The sequence below is a fragment of the Vibrio syngnathi genome, from assembly GCF_002119525.1.
GTDB lineage: Bacteria > Pseudomonadota > Gammaproteobacteria > Enterobacterales > Vibrionaceae > Vibrio > Vibrio syngnathi.
In genome coordinates, this window is sequence record NZ_CP017916.1 from 2,691,752 (window position 1) to 2,715,406 (window position 23,655).

General features: G+C 43.7%; 20 protein-coding genes. 3 read left to right on the plus strand and 17 right to left on the minus strand.

Annotated elements, in window-relative coordinates; translation table 11 throughout:
- Positions 1–102 precede the first annotated feature (102 nt).
- The 5 genes from fkpB to murJ all read right to left on the minus strand — a co-directional run bounded on the left by fkpB (position 103) and on the right by murJ (position 7,059).
- Complete coding sequence (gene fkpB / locus K08M4_RS12230) at positions 103–534, minus strand: FKBP-type peptidyl-prolyl cis-trans isomerase (protein ID WP_086050036.1); 432 nt, start codon at positions 532–534, stop codon at positions 103–105.
- Positions 535–891: 357 nt separating this feature from the next.
- Positions 892–1,392 carry a signal peptidase II gene (lspA, locus tag K08M4_RS12235; RefSeq protein ID WP_009848445.1) on the minus strand — a complete coding sequence of 167 codons (501 nt, stop codon included), beginning with the start codon at positions 1,390–1,392 and terminating at the stop codon, positions 892–894.
- A gap of 158 nt (positions 1,393–1,550) precedes the next feature.
- A complete protein-coding gene (ileS, locus tag K08M4_RS12240) occupies positions 1,551–4,427 on the minus strand; it encodes an isoleucine--tRNA ligase (RefSeq protein WP_086050037.1) in 2,877 nt (958 codons plus the stop codon).
- A 63-nt stretch (positions 4,428–4,490) separates the two neighbouring features.
- Positions 4,491–5,426 (minus strand): bifunctional riboflavin kinase/FAD synthetase, encoded by a 936-nt coding sequence (gene ribF / locus K08M4_RS12245; RefSeq protein WP_086050038.1) that lies wholly within the window; start codon positions 5,424–5,426, stop codon positions 4,491–4,493.
- Between the two features lie 70 nt (positions 5,427–5,496).
- On the minus strand, positions 5,497–7,059 hold the full coding sequence (gene murJ / locus K08M4_RS12250) for a murein biosynthesis integral membrane protein MurJ (RefSeq protein ID WP_086050039.1): 1,563 nt from the start codon (positions 7,057–7,059) through the stop codon (positions 5,497–5,499).
- Between the two features lie 250 nt (positions 7,060–7,309).
- On the opposite strand from murJ, the gene rpsT reads away from it, so the two are divergent.
- Positions 7,310–7,570, plus strand: coding sequence for a 30S ribosomal protein S20 (gene rpsT, locus K08M4_RS12255; protein ID WP_012603273.1), 261 nt, complete (start codon positions 7,310–7,312; stop codon positions 7,568–7,570).
- 320 nt (positions 7,571–7,890) lie between these two features.
- Here the strand turns inward: rpsT and K08M4_RS12260 are convergent, their stop codons facing one another.
- Positions 7,891–8,184: an ArsR/SmtB family transcription factor gene (locus K08M4_RS12260; protein WP_009848443.1), complete on the minus strand. Its 294-nt coding sequence runs from the start codon at positions 8,182–8,184 to the stop codon at positions 7,891–7,893.
- 100 nt (positions 8,185–8,284) lie between these two features.
- Positions 8,285–9,175 carry a transcriptional activator NhaR gene (gene nhaR, locus K08M4_RS12265; protein ID WP_086050040.1) on the minus strand — a complete coding sequence of 297 codons (891 nt, stop codon included), beginning with the start codon at positions 9,173–9,175 and terminating at the stop codon, positions 8,285–8,287.
- Positions 9,176–9,563: 388 nt separating this feature from the next.
- Here nhaR and K08M4_RS12270 point away from each other — a divergent pair, with 388 nt between their 5' ends.
- On the plus strand, positions 9,564–10,709 hold the full coding sequence (locus tag K08M4_RS12270; protein WP_086050041.1) for a Na/Pi symporter: 1,146 nt from the start codon (positions 9,564–9,566) through the stop codon (positions 10,707–10,709).
- A 474-nt stretch (positions 10,710–11,183) separates the two neighbouring features.
- On the opposite strand, the gene K08M4_RS12275 is transcribed toward K08M4_RS12270, so the two are convergent.
- Genes K08M4_RS12275 through rppH form a run of 5 tightly spaced genes read right to left on the minus strand, consistent with a single transcriptional unit; the run spans position 11,184 to position 16,494 of the window.
- A complete protein-coding gene (locus K08M4_RS12275; protein ID WP_086050042.1) occupies positions 11,184–12,035 on the minus strand; it encodes a thymidylate synthase in 852 nt (283 codons plus the stop codon).
- A gap of 9 nt (positions 12,036–12,044) precedes the next feature.
- Entirely contained in the window at positions 12,045–12,866 is an 822-nt protein-coding gene (gene lgt / locus K08M4_RS12280; protein ID WP_010434825.1) for a prolipoprotein diacylglyceryl transferase, read from the minus strand.
- A gap of 57 nt (positions 12,867–12,923) precedes the next feature.
- Positions 12,924–13,715, minus strand: coding sequence for a sulfite exporter TauE/SafE family protein (locus K08M4_RS12285; RefSeq protein ID WP_086050043.1), 792 nt, complete (start codon positions 13,713–13,715; stop codon positions 12,924–12,926).
- 8 nt (positions 13,716–13,723) lie between these two features.
- Complete coding sequence (gene ptsP, locus K08M4_RS12290; RefSeq protein ID WP_086050044.1) at positions 13,724–15,973, minus strand: phosphoenolpyruvate--protein phosphotransferase; 2,250 nt, start codon at positions 15,971–15,973, stop codon at positions 13,724–13,726.
- Positions 15,974–15,975: 2 nt separating this feature from the next.
- Positions 15,976–16,494, minus strand: a complete 519-nt coding sequence (rppH, locus tag K08M4_RS12295) for an RNA pyrophosphohydrolase (RefSeq protein WP_009848435.1) — start codon at positions 16,492–16,494, stop codon at positions 15,976–15,978.
- 616 nt (positions 16,495–17,110) lie between these two features.
- Between rppH and mutH the strand changes: the two genes are divergently transcribed.
- Positions 17,111–17,776, plus strand: coding sequence for a DNA mismatch repair endonuclease MutH (gene mutH / locus K08M4_RS12300; protein ID WP_086050434.1), 666 nt, complete (start codon positions 17,111–17,113; stop codon positions 17,774–17,776).
- A 99-nt stretch (positions 17,777–17,875) separates the two neighbouring features.
- On the opposite strand, the gene K08M4_RS12305 is transcribed toward mutH, so the two are convergent.
- The 5 genes from K08M4_RS12305 to prfB all read right to left on the minus strand — a co-directional run bounded on the left by K08M4_RS12305 (position 17,876) and on the right by prfB (position 23,566).
- Complete coding sequence (locus K08M4_RS12305; RefSeq protein ID WP_004735016.1) at positions 17,876–18,187, minus strand: DUF6482 family protein; 312 nt, start codon at positions 18,185–18,187, stop codon at positions 17,876–17,878.
- 214 nt (positions 18,188–18,401) lie between these two features.
- On the minus strand, positions 18,402–18,653 hold the full coding sequence (locus K08M4_RS12310) for a DUF1127 domain-containing protein (RefSeq protein WP_086050045.1): 252 nt from the start codon (positions 18,651–18,653) through the stop codon (positions 18,402–18,404).
- A gap of 572 nt (positions 18,654–19,225) precedes the next feature.
- The gene (vpsR, locus tag K08M4_RS12320) at positions 19,226–20,560 is read right to left on the minus strand and encodes a cyclic-di-GMP-binding transcriptional regulator VpsR (RefSeq protein ID WP_086050046.1); all 1,335 of its coding nucleotides are present in this window, start codon (positions 20,558–20,560) and stop codon (positions 19,226–19,228) included.
- Between the two features lie 276 nt (positions 20,561–20,836).
- Positions 20,837–22,369: a lysine--tRNA ligase gene (gene lysS / locus K08M4_RS12325; protein ID WP_086050047.1), complete on the minus strand. Its 1,533-nt coding sequence runs from the start codon at positions 22,367–22,369 to the stop codon at positions 20,837–20,839.
- Positions 22,370–22,467: 98 nt separating this feature from the next.
- A protein-coding gene (gene prfB, locus K08M4_RS12330; protein WP_099426155.1) for a peptide chain release factor 2 occupies positions 22,468–23,566 on the minus strand; the annotation gives its coding sequence in 2 pieces (ribosomal slippage) (positions 22,468–23,490 and positions 23,492–23,566; 1,098 coding nt in all).
- Between the last annotated feature and the right edge of the window lie 89 nt (positions 23,567–23,655).

A 23,655-nucleotide genomic window follows, 5' to 3' on the forward strand; every position in this document is an offset into this window, starting at 1 on the left:
TCTATAGAGTTCGCTGTCAGCGAGGTTCGCATTCTACAGTGAAGCGCCTAGACAGTGAAGCTCTGGGTTGTGCCACACCTGTAAGGCGATGTTATTCTATCGTTATTCCACCGCTAAGATGTTGACGTCAAACGTAACGTCTTGGCCTGCTAATGGATGATTAAAATCAACCGTCACTGAATCACCCGCGATCTCAGTGATAATACCTGGAATTTCCATACCATCAGGACCAGAGAAAGCCATAATAGTGCCAACCTCGACTTCAGAATCGCCAACAAACTTAGCACGATCCATATGATGAATATGATCTGGATTTGGCATACCAAACGCGTCTTCCGCCTTCAATTCGATAGACTTTTTAGTCCCCGTTTCAAGGCCAATCAGACACTGTTCAAAGTTCTCACTTAGGCTGCCATCACCCATCACGAACTTTGCAGGCTTACCCATATTTTCGGTACTATCGGCAACTGAACCATCCTTCATTTTAATCGTAAAATGTAGAGTTACTGCTGAATCATTTTTAATTGCTGCCACGTTACTTTCCTTAGATTTCTTTATTATTTGAGAATGCATTTTGCTTCGCTCTCATATCATATCAATCACAGTAAGTAAGTACTCAGACATAGTTCAGAGAAAAGGCTTGAGAACAAGGCAGAGTTTTTCGATAAGTAGTTATTCTACAATCAAAAATTCTAACGAAGTTATCGAGGCTTTTAGCAAATTAGGGAGAGTAGTTATTTACTACGATTGATATTAATTGCAGCATAAAAAAAAGCGCCGTCGGAATCAACCGACAGCGCTTAGGGCTATTCTATTCTGTGAGTCATAGGCTGACTTTAGGACTATCTATTACAAAGCGATTTGCTTGATACTCATTAATGTCTGAGTAGTCTATTGGCTTTCATCTTTCTTACGGAAACCATCTAAGATGATCATCGCTGCGCCGATACAGATTCCCATATCCGCTAGGTTAAATGCAGGCCAGTGGTAAGTACCCCAATAGAAGTCTAAGTAATCGACGACAAAGCCATGTACAACACGGTCGAACACGTTACCAACAGCGCCACCAATGATGATCGCATAAGCAATGTTGTTCCACTTATCTGTTGCTGGTAGCTTGCTCATCCAGTACGTCAGCATCCCCGTTACCGCAAATGCGATACCAGTAAATAACCAGCGCTGCCAACCACTTTGATCACTCAAGAAGCTAAATGCTGCACCGTAGTTATGCACGTACAAAAAGTTAAAGAATGGCAACACCTCAATGCGGTTTGCCCAGCCATAACCCATGTTGTCCATAACAAAGAGTTTGATACCGATATCAGCAAGGAAGACCAGTAGGGCCAACCATAACCAACGCACACCAGATTGTTTTAACGAAACTTCACTCATTTCTATTCCTAGTATTTACGAAGTTGGTATTCACTGTTACTCAATTTAAGTGACCTTGATTACCAAACTTGGCTAAACACATTTCCTATAATTAAAAATAACCCCAGTTGGTACTGGGGCTATGATTTTTACAAAAAGTTCAGTATTTCTCTGAGTCGTTATGCGTACTTACGCACTTCGCCTTCACCGTCGATGTTCGACACACAACGACCACAAACTTTCTCGTGACCTTCAATTGTGCCTACATCTGGAGTGTGGTGCCAGCAACGGTCACACTTCTCAGCTTCAGTTGCTGCAACTTCAACGTACAGACCTTCAACGTCTGTCGCTTGAGCTGTATCAGACTTATCGCTAAGTGGTTTAACAACCGCAGCAGAAGTAATAAGTACGAAACGTAGCTCATCTTCTAGCTTGTTGATTTTAGCCGCTAGTGCATCGTCAGCGTATAGAGTAACTTCAGCCTGCAGAGCGCCACCGATTGTTTTCTCTTTACGAGCATCTTCAAGAAGCTTGTTCACTGCGCCACGAACTGACTGGATTTCAGTCCAGAATTCGTTGCTTAGCTCTTCGTCGTCAGCAAGACCAAATAGGCCTTCGAACCACTCGCCTGTGAATACAAACGTGTCGCGCTGCTCTCCAGTTGGTAGAGAGCTTGGCATCTCGTTCCAGATTTCATCTGCAGTGAACGACATGATAGGAGCCATCCAACGAACTAGAGCTTCTACGATGTAGTAAAGCGCCGTTTGGCAGCTACGTTGAGCATGGCTGCCCTGCTTCGCTGTGTACTGACGGTCTTTAATTACGTCTAGGTAGAAAGAACCCATTTCGATAGAACAGAACTGCATTAGACGTTGAGTTACACCATGAGTGTTGTACTCACCGTATGCTTTAACAATCTCTTCTTGTGCAGCTTGAGCACGGCCAACAGCCCAGCGATCAAGTGCTACCATTTCTTCAGCAGGCACTAGGTCAGTTTCAGGGTTGAAACCGTTCAAGTTCGCTAGGAAGAAACGAGCCGTGTTACGAATACGACGGTATGCATCAGCAGAACGCTTAAGAATCTCGTCAGAAACCGCAACTTCGTTAGTGTAATCCGTAGAAGCAACCCATAGACGTAGAATATCTGCGCCTAGCTTGTTGGTTACATCTTTAGGAGCAACAACGTTACCGATAGATTTAGACATCTTACGGCCGTTACCATCAACCACGAAACCGTGCGTTAGCACTTGCTTGTATGGTGCTTCGTCTTTCATCGCGATAGATGAAATCAAAGAAGACTGGAACCAGCCACGGTGTTGGTCAGAACCTTCAAGGTAAAGATCAGCACTGTGCGTTCTTTCTTCATTCGGGAAGTTGTACTCTTCACGAGAATCCACAACAGAGAAGTGCGTTACACCTGAGTCAAACCATACGTCTAGCGTATCAAGTACTTTCTCGTACTTATCAGCGTCTTCAGCACCCATCAGTTCAGCAGCATCTACATCCCACCAAGCTTGAATGCCTTTTTCTTCCACAAGCTTCGCTACTTTTTCAATAAGTGCTGGGCTATCTGGGTGAAGTTCTGATGTTTCTTTATGAACGAACAGAGCAATTGGCACACCCCAAGTACGTTGACGAGAGATACACCACTCAGGGCGACCTTCGATCATACCTTCGATACGGCTTTGACCCCATTCCGGCATCCACTCAACATTCTTCGTTGACTCAAGTGCTTTTGCACGTAGGCCTGCTTGATCCATTGAGATGAACCACTGCGGTGTTGCACGGAAGATGATTGGAGTTTTGTGTCTCCAACAGTGTGGGTAGCTGTGCTCGTAAGCGTGGTGATGCAGTAATGCACCTTTCTCTTTTAGAACTTCTAAAACAGAGTCGTTCGCTTTGAATACGTGCTGACCAGCAAATAGCTCAGTATCTGGCAGGTAAACGCCGTTTGAGCCTACTGGGTTAGCGATTTCTAGGTCGTACTTCTTACCAACCACGAAATCCTCTTGACCGTGACCAGGAGCGGTATGAACCACACCAGTACCAGAGTCAGTTGTAACGTGATCGCCAAGAACAGCAGGAACAGTAAAATCGTAGAACGGGTGGTTGAATTGAGAAAGCTCAAGCTCAGCACCAGTAGCAAAACCAAGGTTATGGAAGTGCTCGATACCCGCACGATCCATTACGTCTTTTGCTAGTTCAGAAGCAACAACGATACGTTGAGCTGGCTGCTCGCCATTCGCTTCAACTTGGATAAGTACGTATTCAAGATCATCACGTAGACATACTGCGCGGTTAGCCGGCAGAGTCCACGGTGTTGTCGTCCAGATAACGATAGAGATTTCGCCCTGACCCGCGTGACCTTCTGCTAGAGTAAATTTCTCTAGTAGAGCCGCTTCGTCAGCTGCAGAAAATTTCACATCGATAGATGGAGACACTTTATCTTTATATTCAACTTCAGCTTCAGCCAGAGCAGAACCACAGTCAGTACACCAATGAACAGGTTTGAAACCTTTAAGTAGGTGACCTTTGTCTGCGATTTTACCTAGAGAACGAATGATGTTCGCTTCAGTGCCGAAATCCATAGTGCGGTAAGGTTTATCCCACTCGCCCATGATACCAAGACGTTTGAAGCTCTCTTTCTGACCTTCAACTTGGCCCGCAGCGTACTTACGACACTCTTCGCGGAATTCAGCAGCCGAAATCTTCTGACCAGGCTTACCTTTCTTCTTCTCAACCATCAACTCGATTGGAAGACCGTGACAGTCCCAACCTGGGATGTACGGTGCATCAAAACCAGAAAGGGTCTTAGATTTGATAATAATGTCTTTAAGAATCTTGTTCAGCGCGTGGCCAATGTGAATGTCGCCGTTCGCGTATGGAGGGCCATCATGCAGTACGAAAGATTTTTTACCTTTCTTTGCCTTACGGATCTCACCGTAAAGGTCTTCTTTGTACCAACGCTTCAGCATCTCTGGTTCACGATTTGCCAGATTGCCACGCATTGGGAACCCTGTTTCTGGTAAGTTCAGGGTATCTTTATAATCACTCATCGATTCTTAATTCCGTTATATTGGGCGAAGTTAGACATTATGTTAATCGGTGGAATTATCCGACTAATTCTTTAGCTGAAGCAGCCACACCCTTGCGGCTTCAGCATCCAATTCTATTTGATTCTTTAATGCGTCGAACGACTCAAATTTTATCTCGTCGCGCAGTTTATGCAAAAGTCGTACTTCTAACTGTTTACCATATAAATTGGCTTTAAAGTCAAAAAAATGTACTTCTAATTGCTGCCTTACACCATTAACTGTTGGTCGTTGTCCAATATTAGCAACACCACCGACAGGAACACCGTCGATATCTAATGCTTCAACAACATACACTCCCGACACAGGAGAAACACAACGTTTTAATGGAATATTAGCGGTAGGGAAACCGATAGTTCTCCCTAGTTTACGACCATGAGAAACACGACCACTGATACTGTAGTCACGCCCAAGCATGGTAGCACTAGAAGCCAAGTCATTGGCCGCTAACGCATTTCGTATCTCAGTGCTGCTTACTCGTAATTGGTTTAAGCAATAACTTTGGGTGCTCACCACCTCAAAACCATATTTTTCGCCCGCTTCTTTAAGCATAGCGAAACTACCGGTTCGGCCTTTGCCAAAGCAAAAGTCGTCACCAACCACCAAGAATTTCACACCAAGCTTATCAACCAAAAGATCCTTAATGAACGCTTCCGCAGACAAGCTTGCAAAATACTGATTAAAATTCACACACAATAAACGACTGATATCTAGCTTGCTCAATTGCACGTACTTATCTCGCAAGCGAGTTAAACGTGCTGGCGCTCGACCTTTAGCAAACAACTCCATAGGTTGCGGTTCAAACGTCATGACAACAGAAGGGAGTCCCAGTGCTGTAGCTTGTTTAGAAACCTGGCTCAGAACCTCTTGATGCCCTAAATGAACACCATCGAAGTTACCTATGGTTAATACACAGCCATGATGCTGTGCTTTAATATTGTGTATACCTCGGATCAGTTCCATTGTGATCAGCTAAAACCTGTTATTTGCATCATTTATTGTGTGAAACCGACGGATTATATACTAATCAGTATTAATCTGTCGCTGCTTTTAAATGTTTTACTCGGATACCTAAAACCAGTACCGACACAATATAAGCAAAGCCACCAAGTGCGATCAACCCTGTTAGCGTCAACGCTCTTTGGTTGAAGCTCCAATCAAGCCACAACTGCATATTGTCTAGTTGCCATAAAATCACGCCAACCATCACAGTACCAGAAACCAATAATTTAAGGCTAAACAACAATGTAGTCTTGGTTAAACGATAAACACCCGCTATATGTAGACCACGATAAAGTAGAGTCATGTTCACGAACGCAGATAACGCCGTTGCGATTGCCAAGCCAACATAACCATAGAAATAAGCGAAGATCGCGTTGAACACCATGTTAGTGACCATCGCGATAATGCCGTACTTCACAGGGGTTTTAGTATCTTGGCGAGAGTAATAGCCCGGAGCCAGCACTTTAATCAACATGAAATTAAGTAAGCCTGAAGCGTATGCCACCAAAGACATGGAAGCCTGATTAACATCATGAGGAGAAAACTCACCACGCATAAACAACACCATCAGCATCGGCTTCGCTAAAATAATAAGACCTAACATCGCAGGAATGCCAAGCAGTAAAACCATGCGCACGCCCCAGTCCATTGTATGCGCAAACCCTTCCCCTTGAGCATCAACGTGTTTACGCGACAAAGCAGGAAGAATAACCGTCGCAATCGCGATACCGAACAAACCGAGTGGGAATTCCAATAATCGATCTGAGTAATATAGCCAACTGATAGAGCCGGTTGCTAGAAAGCTGGCAATGAAAGTATCGAACAACAAGTTGATTTGACTCACTGACACACCAAACAAGGCAGGGATCATTAGCGTGCGGATCTTTACAACGCCCGGATCTCTCCAACCCCACTTCGGCTTAACCAACACACCCGCTTTAATCAAGAAAGGCATTTGGAAAAGGAACTGGACTAAGCCACCAAGAAACACACCGATGGCCAAGCCAATTTCGGGTTGTTCTAGATTAGGAGAGATAAACCATGCAGAACCTATGATCATTACGTTCAGGAACACAGGTGTAAAAGAGGAGACGGCAAATTTACCTAATGTATTAAGAATGGCACCAGATAAAGCAACAAAGGTGATAAACCATAAATAAGGAAAGGTAATCTTGAGCATAAAGCTCGCCAGCTCAAATTTTGGTGCTGCTGGGCCATCATTTAACCAGTCGATAAACCAACCTGCGCCAAACATTGCGGTGATTACGCCCGAGCCCAACACCCCGATAACGGTGACGATAGAAACTAGTACCCCGAGCGTGCCCGATACTTTGGCAATTAAATCTCGAGTCTTATCTTTATCACCTGCAGCGTGATATTCCGTTAATACAGGAACAAACGCTTGAGAAAAGGCACCTTCTGCGAAAAGTCGACGTAAGAAATTAGGGATTTTATTAGCGAAGAAAAATACGTCGGCACTCGCTCCTGCTCCCATCAAATTTGCTACTACTACATCACGTACTAGCCCCAATACGCGGGAAACAAAAGTCATTGCACTGACAATCAGGCCTGACTTTAATAGTCGTTTACTCACACAAACCTCTGACACTGGTTGATTACTTTAAAGCGAGGATAAATACTATCCTGTCCTAAGAAGCATATTTATTAGCATTGGTCTAAAAATGCTGTTAGAATCCCCGCCATCTTAACCGCGATGACCTTTCCATACCAAAGTTTGTTTGGCTACGATTGGTTTTTGCACAAATCATTTGACAATTAAGCGCCTATGAGGGATAGTCCTCGCCCTTAAATTGTCACCGAACTAAGTTTTTGGGAGTTAGACCTTGGCAAACAGTAAATCTGCTAAGAAGCGCGCTATCCAAGCTGAGAAACGTCGCCAGCACAATGCTAGCCGTCGTTCTATGATGCGCACTTACATGAAAAAAACTATTGCAGCTATTGAAGCTGGCAATAAAGAAGCTGCAACTGCTGCTCTTGTAGAAGTTACACCTCTTCTAGACCGCATGGCGACTAAAGGCCTTATTCATAAGAATAAAGCTGCACGTCATAAGTCTCGTTTCGCTGCTGCAATCAAAGCTCTTTAATAGAAATTTGATTACAACGCAAAACGAAAAAAACCGGCCTCGGCCGGTTTTTTTATATCTAAATTTTGAGTAACACAGCGATTTTCTGGCTGCTGGGTATTTTATCAACTGACAAGCACTTGTTTACTAAAAGCCATTTTACTTACCAATAGACAACTAAGTAAGTAAAAACACACAACTAGAAAAAAGCAGACAAGAAAAAAGATAGATACGTACGTAGGTAAATAGATAGGTAATCACTAACGTTAGAGGTGAATGACTGACACTTCCTTGTATCAGCCTTATCCCTGAGAAGAAATCACGTTTCCACCAGCAATAAACTACTTGCAGTACATACCATGCAGTAGGTTAATCATCGCTTTTACTTCTTCACTGCTCAATGTGTAATACACTGTTTGAGCTTCTTTGCGAGTTTCGACCAAACCATCTCTTCTCAACCAAGCAAGATGTTGAGATAAAGCAGATTGACTCAATTCCAACTTGCCACACAACTCCCCAACCGACAGCTCAGTACCATGCAATAGGCACAGAATCTGTAAGCGACGCTCATTGGCCATAGCTTTGAGTAGAATCACAGCTTGTGCTGAATTCTTCTCCATCTCTTTCAAGTTCATAGTTTGGCTCCCTACAACCTTTAAGCCAAGTTCGGGCTATCAGTATTTCCGGCAAATTATGAAGTCATGATAATCGATATCAATTCATTAACAAACAAGCTCACTCGAACAATTTGCTAAAATCTGCGTCACATACATTTTTTACTGCTGGATGTTGGATCATCCTCTCAGCAAATATGACGTAGTACTCCTCTTTTAACTCTTCAATGCCACCCAACAATTGCAGTGAGGTATCCTCCTCAACCTCCGACATATAAAGCGTAGGCGCTAAGAAAATTGCGTCATGGTGGTAACGAGCGAAAGCCTTCATCAATGCCGCGTCATCAAACTCACCCAAAATATCAGGCTTAAGTCCTTGCCTATCAAACCACTGCAGTACTTTCCTCCCCATAGAGGTTCGACTTCCGGGAATTAGAAGCTTCCTTTGTTCTAACACGGCTGGAAAACTAATCCCTTCGACTTTGCCTGAACAGAAAAAACTCATTCCACTCTCACCAAGTTTCTTACTAAACAGACCTGGGCTTTGACTAGAATCCACCGGACAGTCAGAAAGAATCATATCGAGCTTATGCTGAGAGAGCTGTTCGAGTAGCATTTCATGGGTCGACTCAAAACAGCGTAAATGAATACTGTTATCTGGTGGAATGGTCGACATCAAGATCTTGCTGACAAGCCTTTTAGACAATGCATCTGCCACACCAACATCAAACAGAATATTGGAGTGCTGGCTGTAATTCACGATATCCAACATCTCGTAACTCAAGCCAAACATACGGTCAGCGTACTTAAAGACCAGCTGCCCAAGCTCTGTAGGCTCAACACTGCGACCATTGCGCTTGGTCAACTTGCCATCCATACGCTCTTCTAAGGCTTTTATCTGACCAGTTACCGTTTGTGGTGTTAGGAATAGGGCTTCTGCAGCTTTGGTAACAGAGCCTTGCTTGCAAACCATCCAGAAGTAATAAAGGTGGTTATAGTTGAGGTGCGACATAAGTGTGCCGTAATAAAGAGTAGATGACCTGTTATATCAAATATGACACCACCGCTCAACAAACTCGGAAAAACCAGACTTAACTAAGCATTACTGCTTATTTTTACGAAGTGTCTGATTTCATAATGTAATATTTCAGCGATTATTTTCAATTTTTCTCTAACTTTTAAGATCTATATCACCCATTAAAAACAAGAATAAAATAAATTAAAAACAACAACTTAAACACGATCCATTTCAAGAGTTAATATTTAAAGGGCAAATCATCACAAAAAAGTCTCACCTAAACCAAAATGTAATATTACTGAAATATTTGTTCTCTAACATCACGCTCAGATTAAACAAACAGACCAAACACAGACTAAAACGGTCCAATGGAGAAAACATTATGAACCAAGCTACTACTGCAGCAGCGCCTATCTCGAGCACAACTCGTTGGCTACGCTGGGCTAACTTGGCATTCATGCTTTACCTACTATTACTTTCAGTTTCAATGGTTGGTACAGGCTTCAAATGGGCAACAGGCGAGCAAGCAAAGGTTCTTTTCGAATTTGCTTCACACCCAGTTGCAGGCTTAATGATTGGTTTAGTGGCAACAGCACTTATTCAATCATCAAGTACAGTTACTTCAATTATCGTTGGCCTTGTGGCAGGTGGTTTACCTGTTGAGCTAGCAATCCCTATGATCATGGGTGCAAACATTGGTACAACAGTAACCAATACACTAGTTAGCCTTGGTCATGTTCGTTGTAAAGAAGAGTTCAAACGTGCATTCGCAAGTGCGACGATTCACGACTTCTTTAACCTATTAGCTGTTGCTATCTTCCTACCACTAGAGATGGCGTTTGGTATTCTAGAGAAAATTTCTCACTGGTTAGTATCACCGATGCTAGCAACAGGTGATATGAGCATGGGTGGTCTTAACTTCATCAAGCCAATCACTAAACCAGTAGTCAGTGCGATTAAAGAACCACTATCAACGTTTGGCGACACTGTTGGCGGGGTTATGCTTATCGTTCTTGGTATTGCGACTATCTTCGTAGCTATCACGGTAATGGGTAAGCTAATGAAGAGCCTGATGGTTGGTCGTGCTCGTGAGATTCTAAAGAACGCAATCGGTCGTGGTCCTATCCACGGTATCGCTTCTGGCTCTATCGTAACTATCCTTGTTCAGTCTTCTTCTACGACAACAAGCTTGATGGTTCCACTAGTAGGTTCAGGTGTTCTTAAAGTACGTGACGTTTACCCATTCACTTTGGGTGCAAACATCGGTACATGTATTACGGCTCTACTTGCAGCTACAGCAGTATCTGGTGAGTTCGCAGTATTCGCACTACAGATTGCTCTAGTACACTTGGTGTTTAACATCATGGCAACGGTATTCATCTTCGGTATTCCGTTCCTACGTGAACTACCAGTGAAAGCAGCTGACATCATTTCTGATATGGCTGTGAAGAACAAATCTGTAGTCGCTGGCTACCTTGTTGCGGTATTCCTTGTACTGCCTGGTACCGTGTTAGCTCTAACTGCTTAATAATTAGATAGCTTAACCGCTAAGACACATCGCTTATAGCAAAGCCCGCAACCTCCTAGGTTGCGGGCTTTTTCTTTTAAGAGCTGATGAGGGAAGCAAAAGAAGATGTGGGATTCGAGTAGCAAGCGATGAAAAGCAACCGTCACTCCCTACAGCGAGGAACGAGCGTGATAGGGAATCTAACAAACACACCACGAAAGAGATTCCCTACTCCCTCCTTCGTCAGTCTAGGGAATGACGACACCTCATGCTCTTCGAATCTCAATTACCCGCATCAAAAAAACATCATTTCCTACAGCGAGGTACGAGCATGATAGGGAATCTCACAAACACACCACGAAAGAGATTCCCTACTCCCTCCTTCGTCAGTCTAGGGAATGACGACACCTCATGTTCTGCGTATCTCGTCACCGATCTACCGATACAAAAAAGGCTGCACAGAGGCAGCCTTTCAATCAAACAAAACGAATGAGATTAAACCGAGAATGGGTACTTAATCGCTTCGTGGCATTCGTAACCTTCAACCCAGAAGTCATCCATCGTTACCCATGTTTCCAAATCTTCTAGAGACTTAATCTCCGGGTTGATATGGAATGTTGGGCCAGCTAACGGCTCACGCTTCAACTGAACATCGCGCATTGGTGCAAGTTGATCTTCGTAAATATGAGCATTCACCAGCTTGTGGTAAGCCACACCCGCTTTCTTGCCTGTGATCTGCGCCATAATAGTGAGGAACACATACACTTGAACCATATTGAAATTCAGACCTAAAGGCACATCACAAGAGCGCTGAGTACTGTTTAGGTACAGAGTGTCACCAAGTAGAGAGAAGTGGTGGCTGTACATACACGGACGCAAACATCCCATGTGGAACTCACCTGGGTTGTAGAAGTTTAAGATCTCGCCGCGGTCATCAATACCGTTAGTTAGATCATCAACAATCTTCTTCAGTTGGTCGATATGACCGCCGTCAGGTTTTGCCCATGCACGTCCTTGAACGCCATAAACACGGCCCATGTCATCTTCACCCTTACGGTAAGGGTTATTCAGCCATGCCTCGTTCAAGTTTGAATTCGCATCCCAGGTTTTAGTCCCTAGCTTGCGAAAATCTTCAGCATTGTCGTAACCACGGATATAACCAAGCAGTTCAGCAACTGCGGCTTTCCAAAAGCTTTTACGTGTTGTTACCAGTGGGAATTGGTTATTACCAACATCATATTCAAGGTCAGCATTGATAACGGTTAGGCAGCGCTTGCCCGTGCGTTCATTTTCAATCCAAGTACCGTCATCAACGATACGCTGACAGAGATCTAAATACTGTTTCACACCAATTCCTTACTTCGTTTGTTGTGGTAATTCGTCTTTGTAGTGACCGCGTTTGTATGCCCACACCATCATCAGCACACCGATGATAACCATTGGCAGTGACAAAATTTGTCCCATAGAGATAAATCCACCGAACAAACCTAGATGAGCATCAGGTTCACGTACGTATTCTACTAAGAAGCGGAATGTACCATATCCTGCTAGGAATAACCCTGATACAGAACCAAGAGGGCGCGGCTTTTTGATGAACCAGTTCAAGATGAAGAACAGCACAATACCTTCAAGCGCCATCTCATAAAGTTGAGATGGGTGACGAGGAAGTGGTCCACCGTTGGGGAAGACAATTGCCCATGGCACATCAGTCACTCGGCCCCAAAGCTCACTGTTCATGAAGTTACCTAAACGACCCATGCCCAAACCAAATGGAACCAATGGTGCGATCATGTCTGCCACACCAAAGAAGGTTCGACCGTTCTTTTTCGCATACCAGAACATCGCAGTGATAACACCAAGCAAACCACCATGGAAAGACATACCACCTGTCCATACCTTAAAGAGGTAAAGAGGGTCGGCTAGGAAAAGGTCAAAGTTATAGAAAAGTACGTAGCCAATACGACCACCCAGCACCACACCTAGAAAGCCTGCAAACAGCAAATCTGATACTTGCTCTCGAGTCCAACCACTATCAGGTTGATCTGCTCGGCGATTTGCTAGCCAAAGAGCAAACATAAAGCCAACAAGGTACATTAAGCCGTACCAGCGAACTGAGATTGGTCCTAGTTCAATAAGAACAGGATCGATATTTGGGAATTCGATAAAACCCTGAGACATACTTGGCTCTCTATCTAAATTGATCAACGGTTAGCTCAATAACTAACAGAAAAGACACTACAGCAGCATTGTTGCTGCTATAAACATTAAAAATACCGCAAAAAATTTCTTCAGCACAGGGGTAGGCAGTTGAGTGGCCAGTTTCGCCCCCACTCGAGTAGTTAGAACTGAAGTACAAGATATCGAGATCAAAGCCGGTAGATAAACATAACCTAAGCTATACGCAGGGAGATCATCGACAGAAGAACCATGCCAAATGAAACCTAGCATTCCCGAAATCGCGATAACACAACCGCACACCGAAGATGAGCCTACGGCTTTACGCATTTCCACACCGTGATGGTTAAGGAAAGGCACCGATAAAGATCCACCGCCAATACCCGCTAAACTTGATACCAAACCAATACCGCCACCACACAACACGGTTTTAGCTGAACCCGGCATCGATTTTTGGCTCTTAGAGCGAATCGACAACAGCATTTGCAACGCCAATACCAAGACAATCACACCAAAGACTTTTGGTAGATATTGAGCTGGAATCACATCGGCCACGAAAGAACCGAGGAAGCCACCGATCACTACACCTGGCATCAACCATTTAACGACAAATATCTCTACGTTACCCAATTTTAAATGGTTAATCGCAGACGATCCTGACGTAACTATGATGGTTGATAGCGAAGTAGCCAATGCCATTTGCATCGCAAACTCTTGAGGGATACCCGCTTTAGGAAGTAAAAACAGTAAGGCAGGAACCACCAGCAAACCACCACCAATGCCTAGCAAGCCAGCTAAGACACCAACAATAGCACCAAGGCCTGCTAGCAAGCCTATCAGTTCATATGACACGTTAAATCCTATTTTTTACCTGCTCGAATGAAGCCTGTAAACTCACGCTCTTCGAAATAGTTCAGCATCATACTATAGATGTCACTACCATACGGTTTTGAAAGTGCCTTATTTGCCAAATCCTGTAATTCAACCAAGTGCGATTGGCGAATCAAATATTTGGTTCTGGCGACGTTCGAGGTATTCATACTTAACGTCTCATACCCCAACCCAATCAATAGCAGCGCGCCCATCGGGTCACCGGCTAGCTCGCCACAGATACACACAGGCAATTGATATTGCTTACAAGTATCATGAATGTGTTTTAATGCCATGATCACCGCTGGGTGCATGGATTCATAGACATCAGAGACTCGTGAATTGTTCCGATCAACCGCTAATAAATATTGCGTTAAGTCGTTGGTACCGACTGAAACAAAGTCGACCTTATCAGCAATCAGCGGCAGTATGTAAAGCATAGATGGCACTTCGATCATGATACCAACGCGAGGCATACGCACTCGGTTATCAAGCTCGTATACTTCATCGTAAGCCTGTTCAATAAGCAGAACCGCATCATCCAGCTCCTGAGCACCTGAGATCATCGGTAATAGAATACTTAAATTCTGACTATCACAGCTAGCACGCAACATGGCGCGTAGTTGAATAATAAAGATATCTGGGTGATCGAGTGTAAAACGAATACCACGCCAACCAAGGAATGGATTATCTTCTTCGATTGGGAAGTAAGGTAACGCTTTATCCCCACCAATATCCAAGGTTCGCATCACCACTTGCTTCTCTGGGTAGCTCGCGAGTACAGAACGGTATTGCTTGAATTGTTCGTCCTCTGACGGAAACCTCTGCTGCAACAAGAAAGAAATTTCGGTTCGATACAGGCCCACCCCATCAACGCCTTGATTGATAGCGATGTTAGTGTCAGCACTCAAACCCGCATTAAGCAGAATCTCAACTTGCTTGTCGTCTTGCGTTTTTGCCGGTAAGTACAGATCTCGATTGACCATAGAAGAGAGCTCACTCTCCTCTAGAATCAGCCCTTGATATTCTTTGAGCAGGTTTTGAGTCGGCTCAATAAAGATCTCACCACTATACCCGTCAACAATCGCTTGCTTACCATTAGCTTGAGCAAGATTTAGGTTAACCCCCATAACAGAAGGAATACCCAAAGCTCGAGATAAAATCGCTGCGTGCGAGTTCGCCGCCCCTTCCAAGGAAATAACCGCTAATAGTTTTTCTTTGGGAATAGACGCTAATACAGAGGCCGTTAACTCACGAACCACCAAAATAATCGGTTTATCTAATGTGCGGAGTTCATGTTCAGAGTTGTGGAGGAAATAGAGCAGTCTTTGCCCAAGCTCTCGGACGTCTTGCGCTCTCTCTCGAAGGTACACATCTGACATACGAGCAAAACGGTTAGAGTAACTCTCAACAACCTGTCTCAATGCCCAATCGGCTTTATCGCCTTTCTGAATTTGGCTCTTGAGATCCTTACGCAACATGGGATCGTTGAGTAAGTGAGTGAACAGGTCAAAGATCGCCAACGCGTCTTTATTGATTTCGCTATCTAAGCGCTTTCGCATCCGCTTAAAGTCATTGAGGGCGTTTTCAACCGCTACCGCCAATAACTCATGTTCTCTCTCTACATTGAGCGTAGAAGCAGGATAAACATCGGTAAGTTCAGGCTGAGTGTTGTCCCACCACAGGTCACCAATCGCCACGCCCGATGAAGCAGCGATACCTTTGGTCGCAGGTAGCTTCTGTTGCTCTAATAGCCAATGGCCTTGAGTTTGAGCGTGCGCCACAATAACTGCAAGTTGAGCTGAGAGAGTGACAAGGAAGGATTCTTCCATCTCACTGAATAAACGAGGAGACTTCTGCTGAATGACCAATACGCCAAGCACTTGCTTGCGATGGATAATCGGAGTGCCGAGAAAAGCGTGATAAACCTTTTCTCCAAGTTCTGGAAAAAACTTATAAGCAGGATGAGCAGACGCTTGCGCAAGGTTGATAGGTTCAGCACTTCTTTTAACCAGGCCAACCAGACCTTCGTCAAAACCAATATGAATGCTATTACCTTGGAAGATCAGGCCTTGAGTTGCCATCAACTCAAGGCGCTGCATATCATTATTTGCCAAATACACGGTGCAACATTCCGTCTGCATCGCGCTGCATGTCTCTTTAACCAAAATATCAAGAGCCGTCGACACATCTTCAACTCTTGATACGTGTTCAACTATTTCCCTTAGTTGGCTGAGCATGCTTAACCTCTACGCAATTTGCGTTTTCCTTTTGTTTTTCGCTCTTTAAACGGCATTGCTAAAGATGCGAATTCTTTCATCGCTCGACGGTAAACATCTCGCTTGAAAGATACAACTTGTCGAACTGGGTACCAGTAACTCACCCAACGCCAACCATCAAACTCAGGTGTGCTTCCACGCTGCATATTGATATGCGATTCATCGCAATCTAAGCGTAAAAGAAACCACTTCTGTTTTTGTCCAATACAGACAGGTTTAGAATCCCACCGAACCAGTCGTTTGGGCAGCTTATAGCGTAACCAATGACGACTTGTCGCGACGATCTTTACATCCTTTTTAGTAAGGCCAACCTCTTCATACAACTCGCGGTACATTGCCTGTTCCGGAGTCTCACCTTCATCGATCCCCCCTTGAGGGAATTGCCATGAATGTTGCCCGTATCGTTTAGCCCAGAAGACCTGACCATGGTTGTTACAGATTACAATACCAACATTTAATCGGTAACCATCGCCATCTATCACTGGCCAACCTCTATCTAAATTTTTAATTACACTGATTTTTCCACATATCCCCAATCGGAGCAAACTTAGTGACGTGACAAGCGCTATATTTATGAATAATAACTACGAATATGGATAAGTTTTGCTCAAATCTTAGTTACCCACACAAGAGTGAGACATAGACCACATTTATTCACCTTTTCTGTGAATAACTATGTGAAGAATTACCTTCAATCGTTTTTTTTAATCCATAGATTCATCAACACTAAAAACAACCAACCAGCCAACCCTATTTTATTTCATTAAAAATCAACAAATTAAATTTGAAACTTAATTTTAAAAAACAATAGAAATGTAAAGGATCCTTTAGAAACTCAACATGGTCAAAGATCAACCACTCCGATGTTTATCCACACAGGTAAGTGAAAGATTCATTTTGACCCCCATTTAGCAAGCATTTTATCGACCTTAAACCCCTGTTTATTTATACACTAAATTAATATTTCAATTAATTAGCTTCATGTCCTGTGGATAACCATGAGTTTGATCCCTTTTCTAGCAAGGCGATCATTTCTTAACCAGTCGTCATATGGTGATAACTTCTGGTAAAATCATTTTTTTGATCATGCCTTTTATTATGAAACCAGAACCACAAACACAACAAGAGCTGTTAGACAGAGCATATGCTATTGCAGGAATGACCTTCAAAGAGCTCGCCGATGAAGCCGATATGGTTGTACCAAACGACCTAAAGCGAGATAAAGGCTGGGTTGGACAACTATTGGAATGGCACTTGGGTGCGCCAGCTGGCAGTAAACCAGAACAAGATTTTGCCAAGCTCGGGATCGAGCTAAAAAGTATCCCGATTGGTTATTCAGGGAAGCCACTCGAAACCACCTTTGTTTGTGTCGCGCCATTGATGGGCGTGCAAGGCATAACGTGGGAAACCAGTCACGTTCGAAACAAGCTGTCTAAAGTGTTGTGGATCCCGGTAGAGGGAGAAAGAGAGATCCCGCTGACAGAAAGGCATGTAGGATCCCCTTTATTGTGGACACCAAGCCAGGCTGAAGACGAACTATTGAAAAGAGATTGGGAAGAGTTGATGGAATTGATCGTGTTGGGTAACGTTGAGCAGATAACAGCAAGGCACGGCGAAGCACTGCATTTGCGACCAAAAGCGGCCAACAGTCGTGTGTTAACAGAAGCTTACGGTGCAAGTGGAAAACCAATAAAGACCAAACCTCGTGGTTTTTATCTACGAACTCAATTCACCCACAGATTGCTGACGACCCATTACGCATAGAGGTTTATATCTAGCGTAGATAGGCTAAAAGATCAGTACGTTATAAACCGTCTCAATTTAGAAGTAATTTCTCACTACAACGCTCGTTAAAAATACTCTCTAATGAGGTTTGAGCGCCAGTTCAATATCACAGTAGCTTTGGCTTGGCTCATTACCAAACTCATCATAGGCGTTGTGTAAGCGAAGATACGCCTTTTCAAAACCGAGCCGGAGCAACTCTTCTTTCACTTGATCCAAGGATCCAAAGTGAAGCGGCTCACCGTCTTGCTTTACCGGTTCTAGCTTGTGTTTATATTCCACTGCTAATAGATATTCCGAGATATCGGAGCAGCCAATAACGTATACCTTTGGTGTTTGATAAGAGTCTTTGTGCTCTCCATGTAACCACATGTCTAATTGATGCTTTTGCATAGCCAGCCTCCCTTGCTCTATAAAGCGTAGTAGAACTCTTTTTCTTTACTAGATAACGACTTAAAAAAGCACACATAACGGCTTAAAAAAGCAAAAAAGAGAAGCAAGTGCTTCTCTTTTTTGGCCAGTTCTAGTTCAAAAGCTTGCACTTCCGACGCCACAACTATCGCTGATATTTATCTTAAGGGGTGAAAGGCGCTATCACCCCACAAGATTACGTCGGTATTCGCGCGCTTAAGACTCGACGAAGGTGACGGACTCGACGTTCAATCGTAACGACTTCAGGTTCAGAAAAACCAATTGGTCGACCATCGGGTTCAAGGCCAATATCTCTCAATAAATGAGTATTGTTCCATGGTAGATCGTATGAACTACGACGAACTTTTCGTTGCCATTCACGTTCTTCACGACGAAGGTCTGCACGGATAAGGACTGTTGCTAGTTTTAAGTATACTGAGTGACGCATAATAACTCTCCAGTTGTAAAATAAACTGAGGAAAAATAGCGTGTTAAATAGTATGAGGGCTTCTCACTTAGCTGCTATTTTTCCGCAGCCAAATAAGGGTACGGATCTATTAGTTAGGTTTATCTTGGGCGTTTCGATCGGCCATGGCTGATGTTTGTGACATAACAGTCACCATGTCAGTACACGGATCAAACGACGCGCAAATATGCTGTATAAAATCGAAATGTTTCATTTGCGCCTCCAAACTAACTAAAAAATCCAAAAAGAAATGAGATAATAAAAGCAAATAAGTCTTTGTTAAACCATTGCTTTCACGGTTAAAGTCTAACCAAGTGAGTATATTATTCAACCGATAATTGATTAACAATTTCAAAACAAATGATTCACCCAAAATATTAGTTGCATATTACTTTATATATAACATATTCACTATGATTATATAAAATCACAGAACATCTATCTTAGGGCTCTCTCTATAGAACAGCGGACTATCCTTCAGAAACAAAAAAGCCACGTATGATACGTGGCCCTTAAATTTTCACTCACCGGATAGAATCAATGAATAGAACGTTCTAAACAACGCCCTCAGATATAAGACCATGTTTATTGAGTAAGCGGTACATAGTTGCGCGTGAAACTCCAAGCTCCTTAGCGGCCAAAGACACTTGACCACCATAAGATTCCAACACTATAAGTAAAGCATCTCGCTCTGAACGCTCTCGAATACTCTTCAAGCTTCGGCGTTCATCATTCTGTTTTGGTAAATCCAGTTGATGATCCTCAATGATCACAGCATCAGACATCAACACAACACGCTTAATCTGATTCATCAATTCACGAACGTTGCCAGGCCAATGGTAGCGACTCATCGAGCGGATAGCATCGTCTGAAAAGCTCTTCGCTTGCGCATTAAACTCTTTTGAGTACTCACGCAGAAAATGATTCGCTAGCACTGAAATATCACTCACACGTTCTTTTAAGCTAGGAACATGAATACGCAGAACATTGATGTAATGATAAAGCTCTTCATTGAAGTCGCCCTCGATCAATGCCTTTTCAATATCAGAAGAGTTAGCAGCCAAAATGCGAACATCAACCGACTTAGCTCCCTTCGTGGTTTCAATTTTCCCTTCTTGTAAAAAGCGTAAAAGGTTCAATTGTTGATTACGAGGCATCGCTAGGACATCGTTGAGCAAGAGGGTTCCACCATCGGCTTCTTCCAACATACAAGGCGCTGCCGTTGGTGGGGCTGAGATACCAAACATCTCAGTCTCTATCCTCATTTCAGATAGAGCACGGCAATTCACAGTTAAAAATGGTTTCTGAGCTCGCGATGAATTTTGATGAATGGAACGTGCAATTGTCTCTTTTCCTGTCCCACTCTCACCGTAAATCAAAATACTGACATCTGTGGGGCCAATTCGCTTTACTTGGTCTCTCAAGCGTTTCACCGCCACAGAATCACCGAGTAGGCCCATATTGTTGTTAATACCGTAGTTTGGCCATACTTTCTGCTCAAGTTTGAGCATACCCAGTTGATGACCAATGGTACTCAATAGCTGAGCATCAGGGATTGGTGCCGTGAAAAAGTCGATACAGAAGTTAACGATAAATTGGCAGATTGTATCTGAGCTCAATTGCGATTCACGGATAAAAGCAAGCCATCGAACTTGCTTGTTGTTGCTCACGAGGTTAGCGATACCATTAAGGCTAAACTCATCATGACTAAGATCCACAATGCCAATGCAGGGGCCAATATCAGTAATTAAGACATCGGCTTTTCGTAAATCTGCACACTGGGTACATTGCCACCCAACTTGCTCTAACACTGATAACCAGGGTTCGTACGCACCACCAACGACGATAAGAGAACCTGGTAAGGAATCCATCTTAAATTGAGTTCCCATCCTTCTTCCTTATTCTTTTTTTATTTTTTTCAATCAGGCTAACACGAGTTAAACGAATCATACGGGAACAAAGTTGCCGCAAGATCGTATTCAGATCCGATACGTATAGTAATGAGACTATCTTAGATTTTTTGTCTCAATGGTAAGACTATGTCATAAATAATCATTTTTCGAATCAAGAGTGCGGTACGAGCTAGGTTTTGACGCTAAAAACCGAAAAAGCCACCCGAAGGTGGCTTTTAAATTACACGGGCAGTAACACCCCATAAGCGAAAATTACGCTTGCGGGCGCATTGCCGGGAACAAGATCACGTCACGGATTGTGTGCGTGTTTGTAAATAGCATAGCTAGACGGTCGATACCGATACCTTGACCCGCAGTTGGCGGTAAGCCGTGCTCTAGTGCAGTAATGTAGTCTGCATCGTAGTACATCGCTTCGTCATCACCCGCGTCTTTTGCGTTAACTTGTGCTTTGAAACGCTCATCTTGATCTTGTGCATCGTTAAGCTCAGAGAAACCGTTCGCTACCTCACGGCCACCGATGAAGAACTCAAAGCGGTCTGTGAAGAATGGGTTGCTGTCGCTACGACGAGCCAGTGGAGAAATATCCGCTGGGTAACCCGTGATGAACGTTGGTTGAATTAGCTGAGGTTCAGCCGTTTCACCAAAGATCTCTTCAAGAAGCTGACCACAAGTCCAGAATGTCTCAACGTACAGACCCACTTCTTCTGCAATTTTAACCATCAATTCTCTGTTTTGAAGATCATCTTCACTCAGAGCTTGAATGTTTGCATTTTCAGGCGTGTAGTGTTTGATTGCATCGAACATGCTCATGCGAGCGTAAGTGCCACCGAACTCAACGGTTTCGTCACCGTAAGGCATAGAAGTCGAACCAAGAACGTCCATCGCCGCTGTGCTAAGCATCTCTTCCGTTAGATCCATTAGATCTTTGTAGTCAGAGTACGCTTGGTAGAATTCCATCATTGTGAATTCTGGGTTGTGACGTGGAGAAAGACCTTCGTTACGGAAGTTACGGTTGATCTCGAATACACGGTCAAAACCACCAACGACTAGACGCTTAAGGTAAAGCTCAGGTGCAACACGTAGGTACATGTCGATGTCTAGTGCATTGTGATGAGTGATGAATGGACGTGCTGTTGCACCGCCTGGGATCACGTGCATCATCGGCGTTTCAACTTCTAGGTAGCCTTTTGAGCTCATGAAGTTACGGATTGAAGACACAAGCTTAGAACGCACGATGAATGTGTTACGAGAGTCTTCGTTCACGATTAGGTCAACGTAACGCTGACGGTAACGCATCTCTTGGTCAGTTAGACCGTGGAACTTCTCTGGCAGAGGACGAAGTGCTTTGGTTAGCAATTCAAACTCTTCCATGTTCACGTAAAGGTCACCTTTACCTGATTTATGAAGCGCACCTTTAACACCGATAATGTCACCGATATCTAGGCCTTGGTACTTCTCTTTTAGTACTTTTTGAACGTCTTTCGCTGCGTACGCTTGGATACGACCAGAAGTTTCTTGAATCGCAAGGAATGGACCACGCTTCGCCATAATACGACCAGCGATCGCAACGATGTGGTTAAGCTCTTCTAGCTCTTCCTTAGTCTTCTCACCGAATTCCGCTTGAAGGTCGCCAGCCAGGTGCTCACGACGGAAATCATTTGGGTGACCGTTAGCTTTGCAGTTTTGGCGGATATGATCCAGCTTGCTACGGCGCTCAGCGATTAGTTTGTTCTCTTCAGGTGAAGAAGCTTTTTGTGCATTTTCGTTTTGAACAGCATCAGTCATTTGAGATGTACCCTGCTTTTATAATTTTGACAGCTATATTTTTGAAAATATAGGCATTTTTACCAATATTATTGGTAAAGTTTAATAGTAGATAAAGCTTACAGACCTGATTTCAGGCTAGCTTCAATAAACTTGTCTAAGTCACCGTCAAGAACCGCTTGAGTATTACGGTTTTCGATGCCGGTGCGTAAATCTTTGATACGTGAATCATCCAGCACGTAAGAGCGGATTTGACTGCCCCAACCTATGTCTGATTTCGTTTCTTCGCTCGCTTGTTTTTCAGCATTTTGCTTTTGAATCTCAAGTTCAAAAAGCTTAGCACGTAGCTGCTTCATCGCTTGATCTTTGTTCTTATGCTGCGAACGGTCATTCTGACATTGAACCACGGTGTTAGTCGGAACGTGAGTAATACGTACCGCCGACTCCGTGGTGTTTACGTGCTGACCACCAGCGCCAGAGGCACGGTATACGTCAATACGTAGGTCAGAAGGATTAATGTCGATCGTAATGTTGTCATCAATCTCAGGATAGATAAACGCAGAAGCAAATGAAGTATGACGACGACCACTTGAATCAAATGGTGACTTACGAACTAGACGGTGAACACCAGTCTCTGTGCGTAACCAACCGTAAGCGTACTCACCAGAGATACGTACCGTTGCGCCTTTAAGGCCAGCAACATCGCCATCAGACACTTCGATAACTTCAGTCTTGAAGCCTTTCGAATCTGCCCAACGTAAGTACATGCGCAACATCATTGAAGTCCAGTCTTGAGCTTCTGTACCGCCCGAGCCTGACTGTAAATCGATGTAGCAATCTGATGCGTCGTGATCGCCAGCAAACATACGACGGAATTCCAGTTTTTCTAGCTTAGCTTCTAGCTCTGCAAGTTCTGGTTCGATTTCGTCAAACGTTTCTTGGTCTTCTTCCTCAACCGCAAGCTCTAATAGACCCTCAACATCCTCAACACCTTGGTCAAGTTGGTCGATCGTTTCTACTACTGCTTCCAATGCAGAACGTTCTTTACCTAGCGCTTGAGCACGCTCAGGTTCGTTCCATACATCCGGTTGTTCTAATTCTGCGTTTACTTCTTCTAGACGCTCTTTTCTAGCGTCATAGTCAAAGATACCCCCTCAGGATATTTGTGCGTTCAGACACATCCTGCAGACGGTTTTTAATAGGATTGATTTCAAACATTTTAGCTCATCATTTATGAGTAGAATTTAACCGAAGAATTGTACTCAAAAGTGTGACGGAGATACAGAATTTTTTAGAGCGGAAAGCCA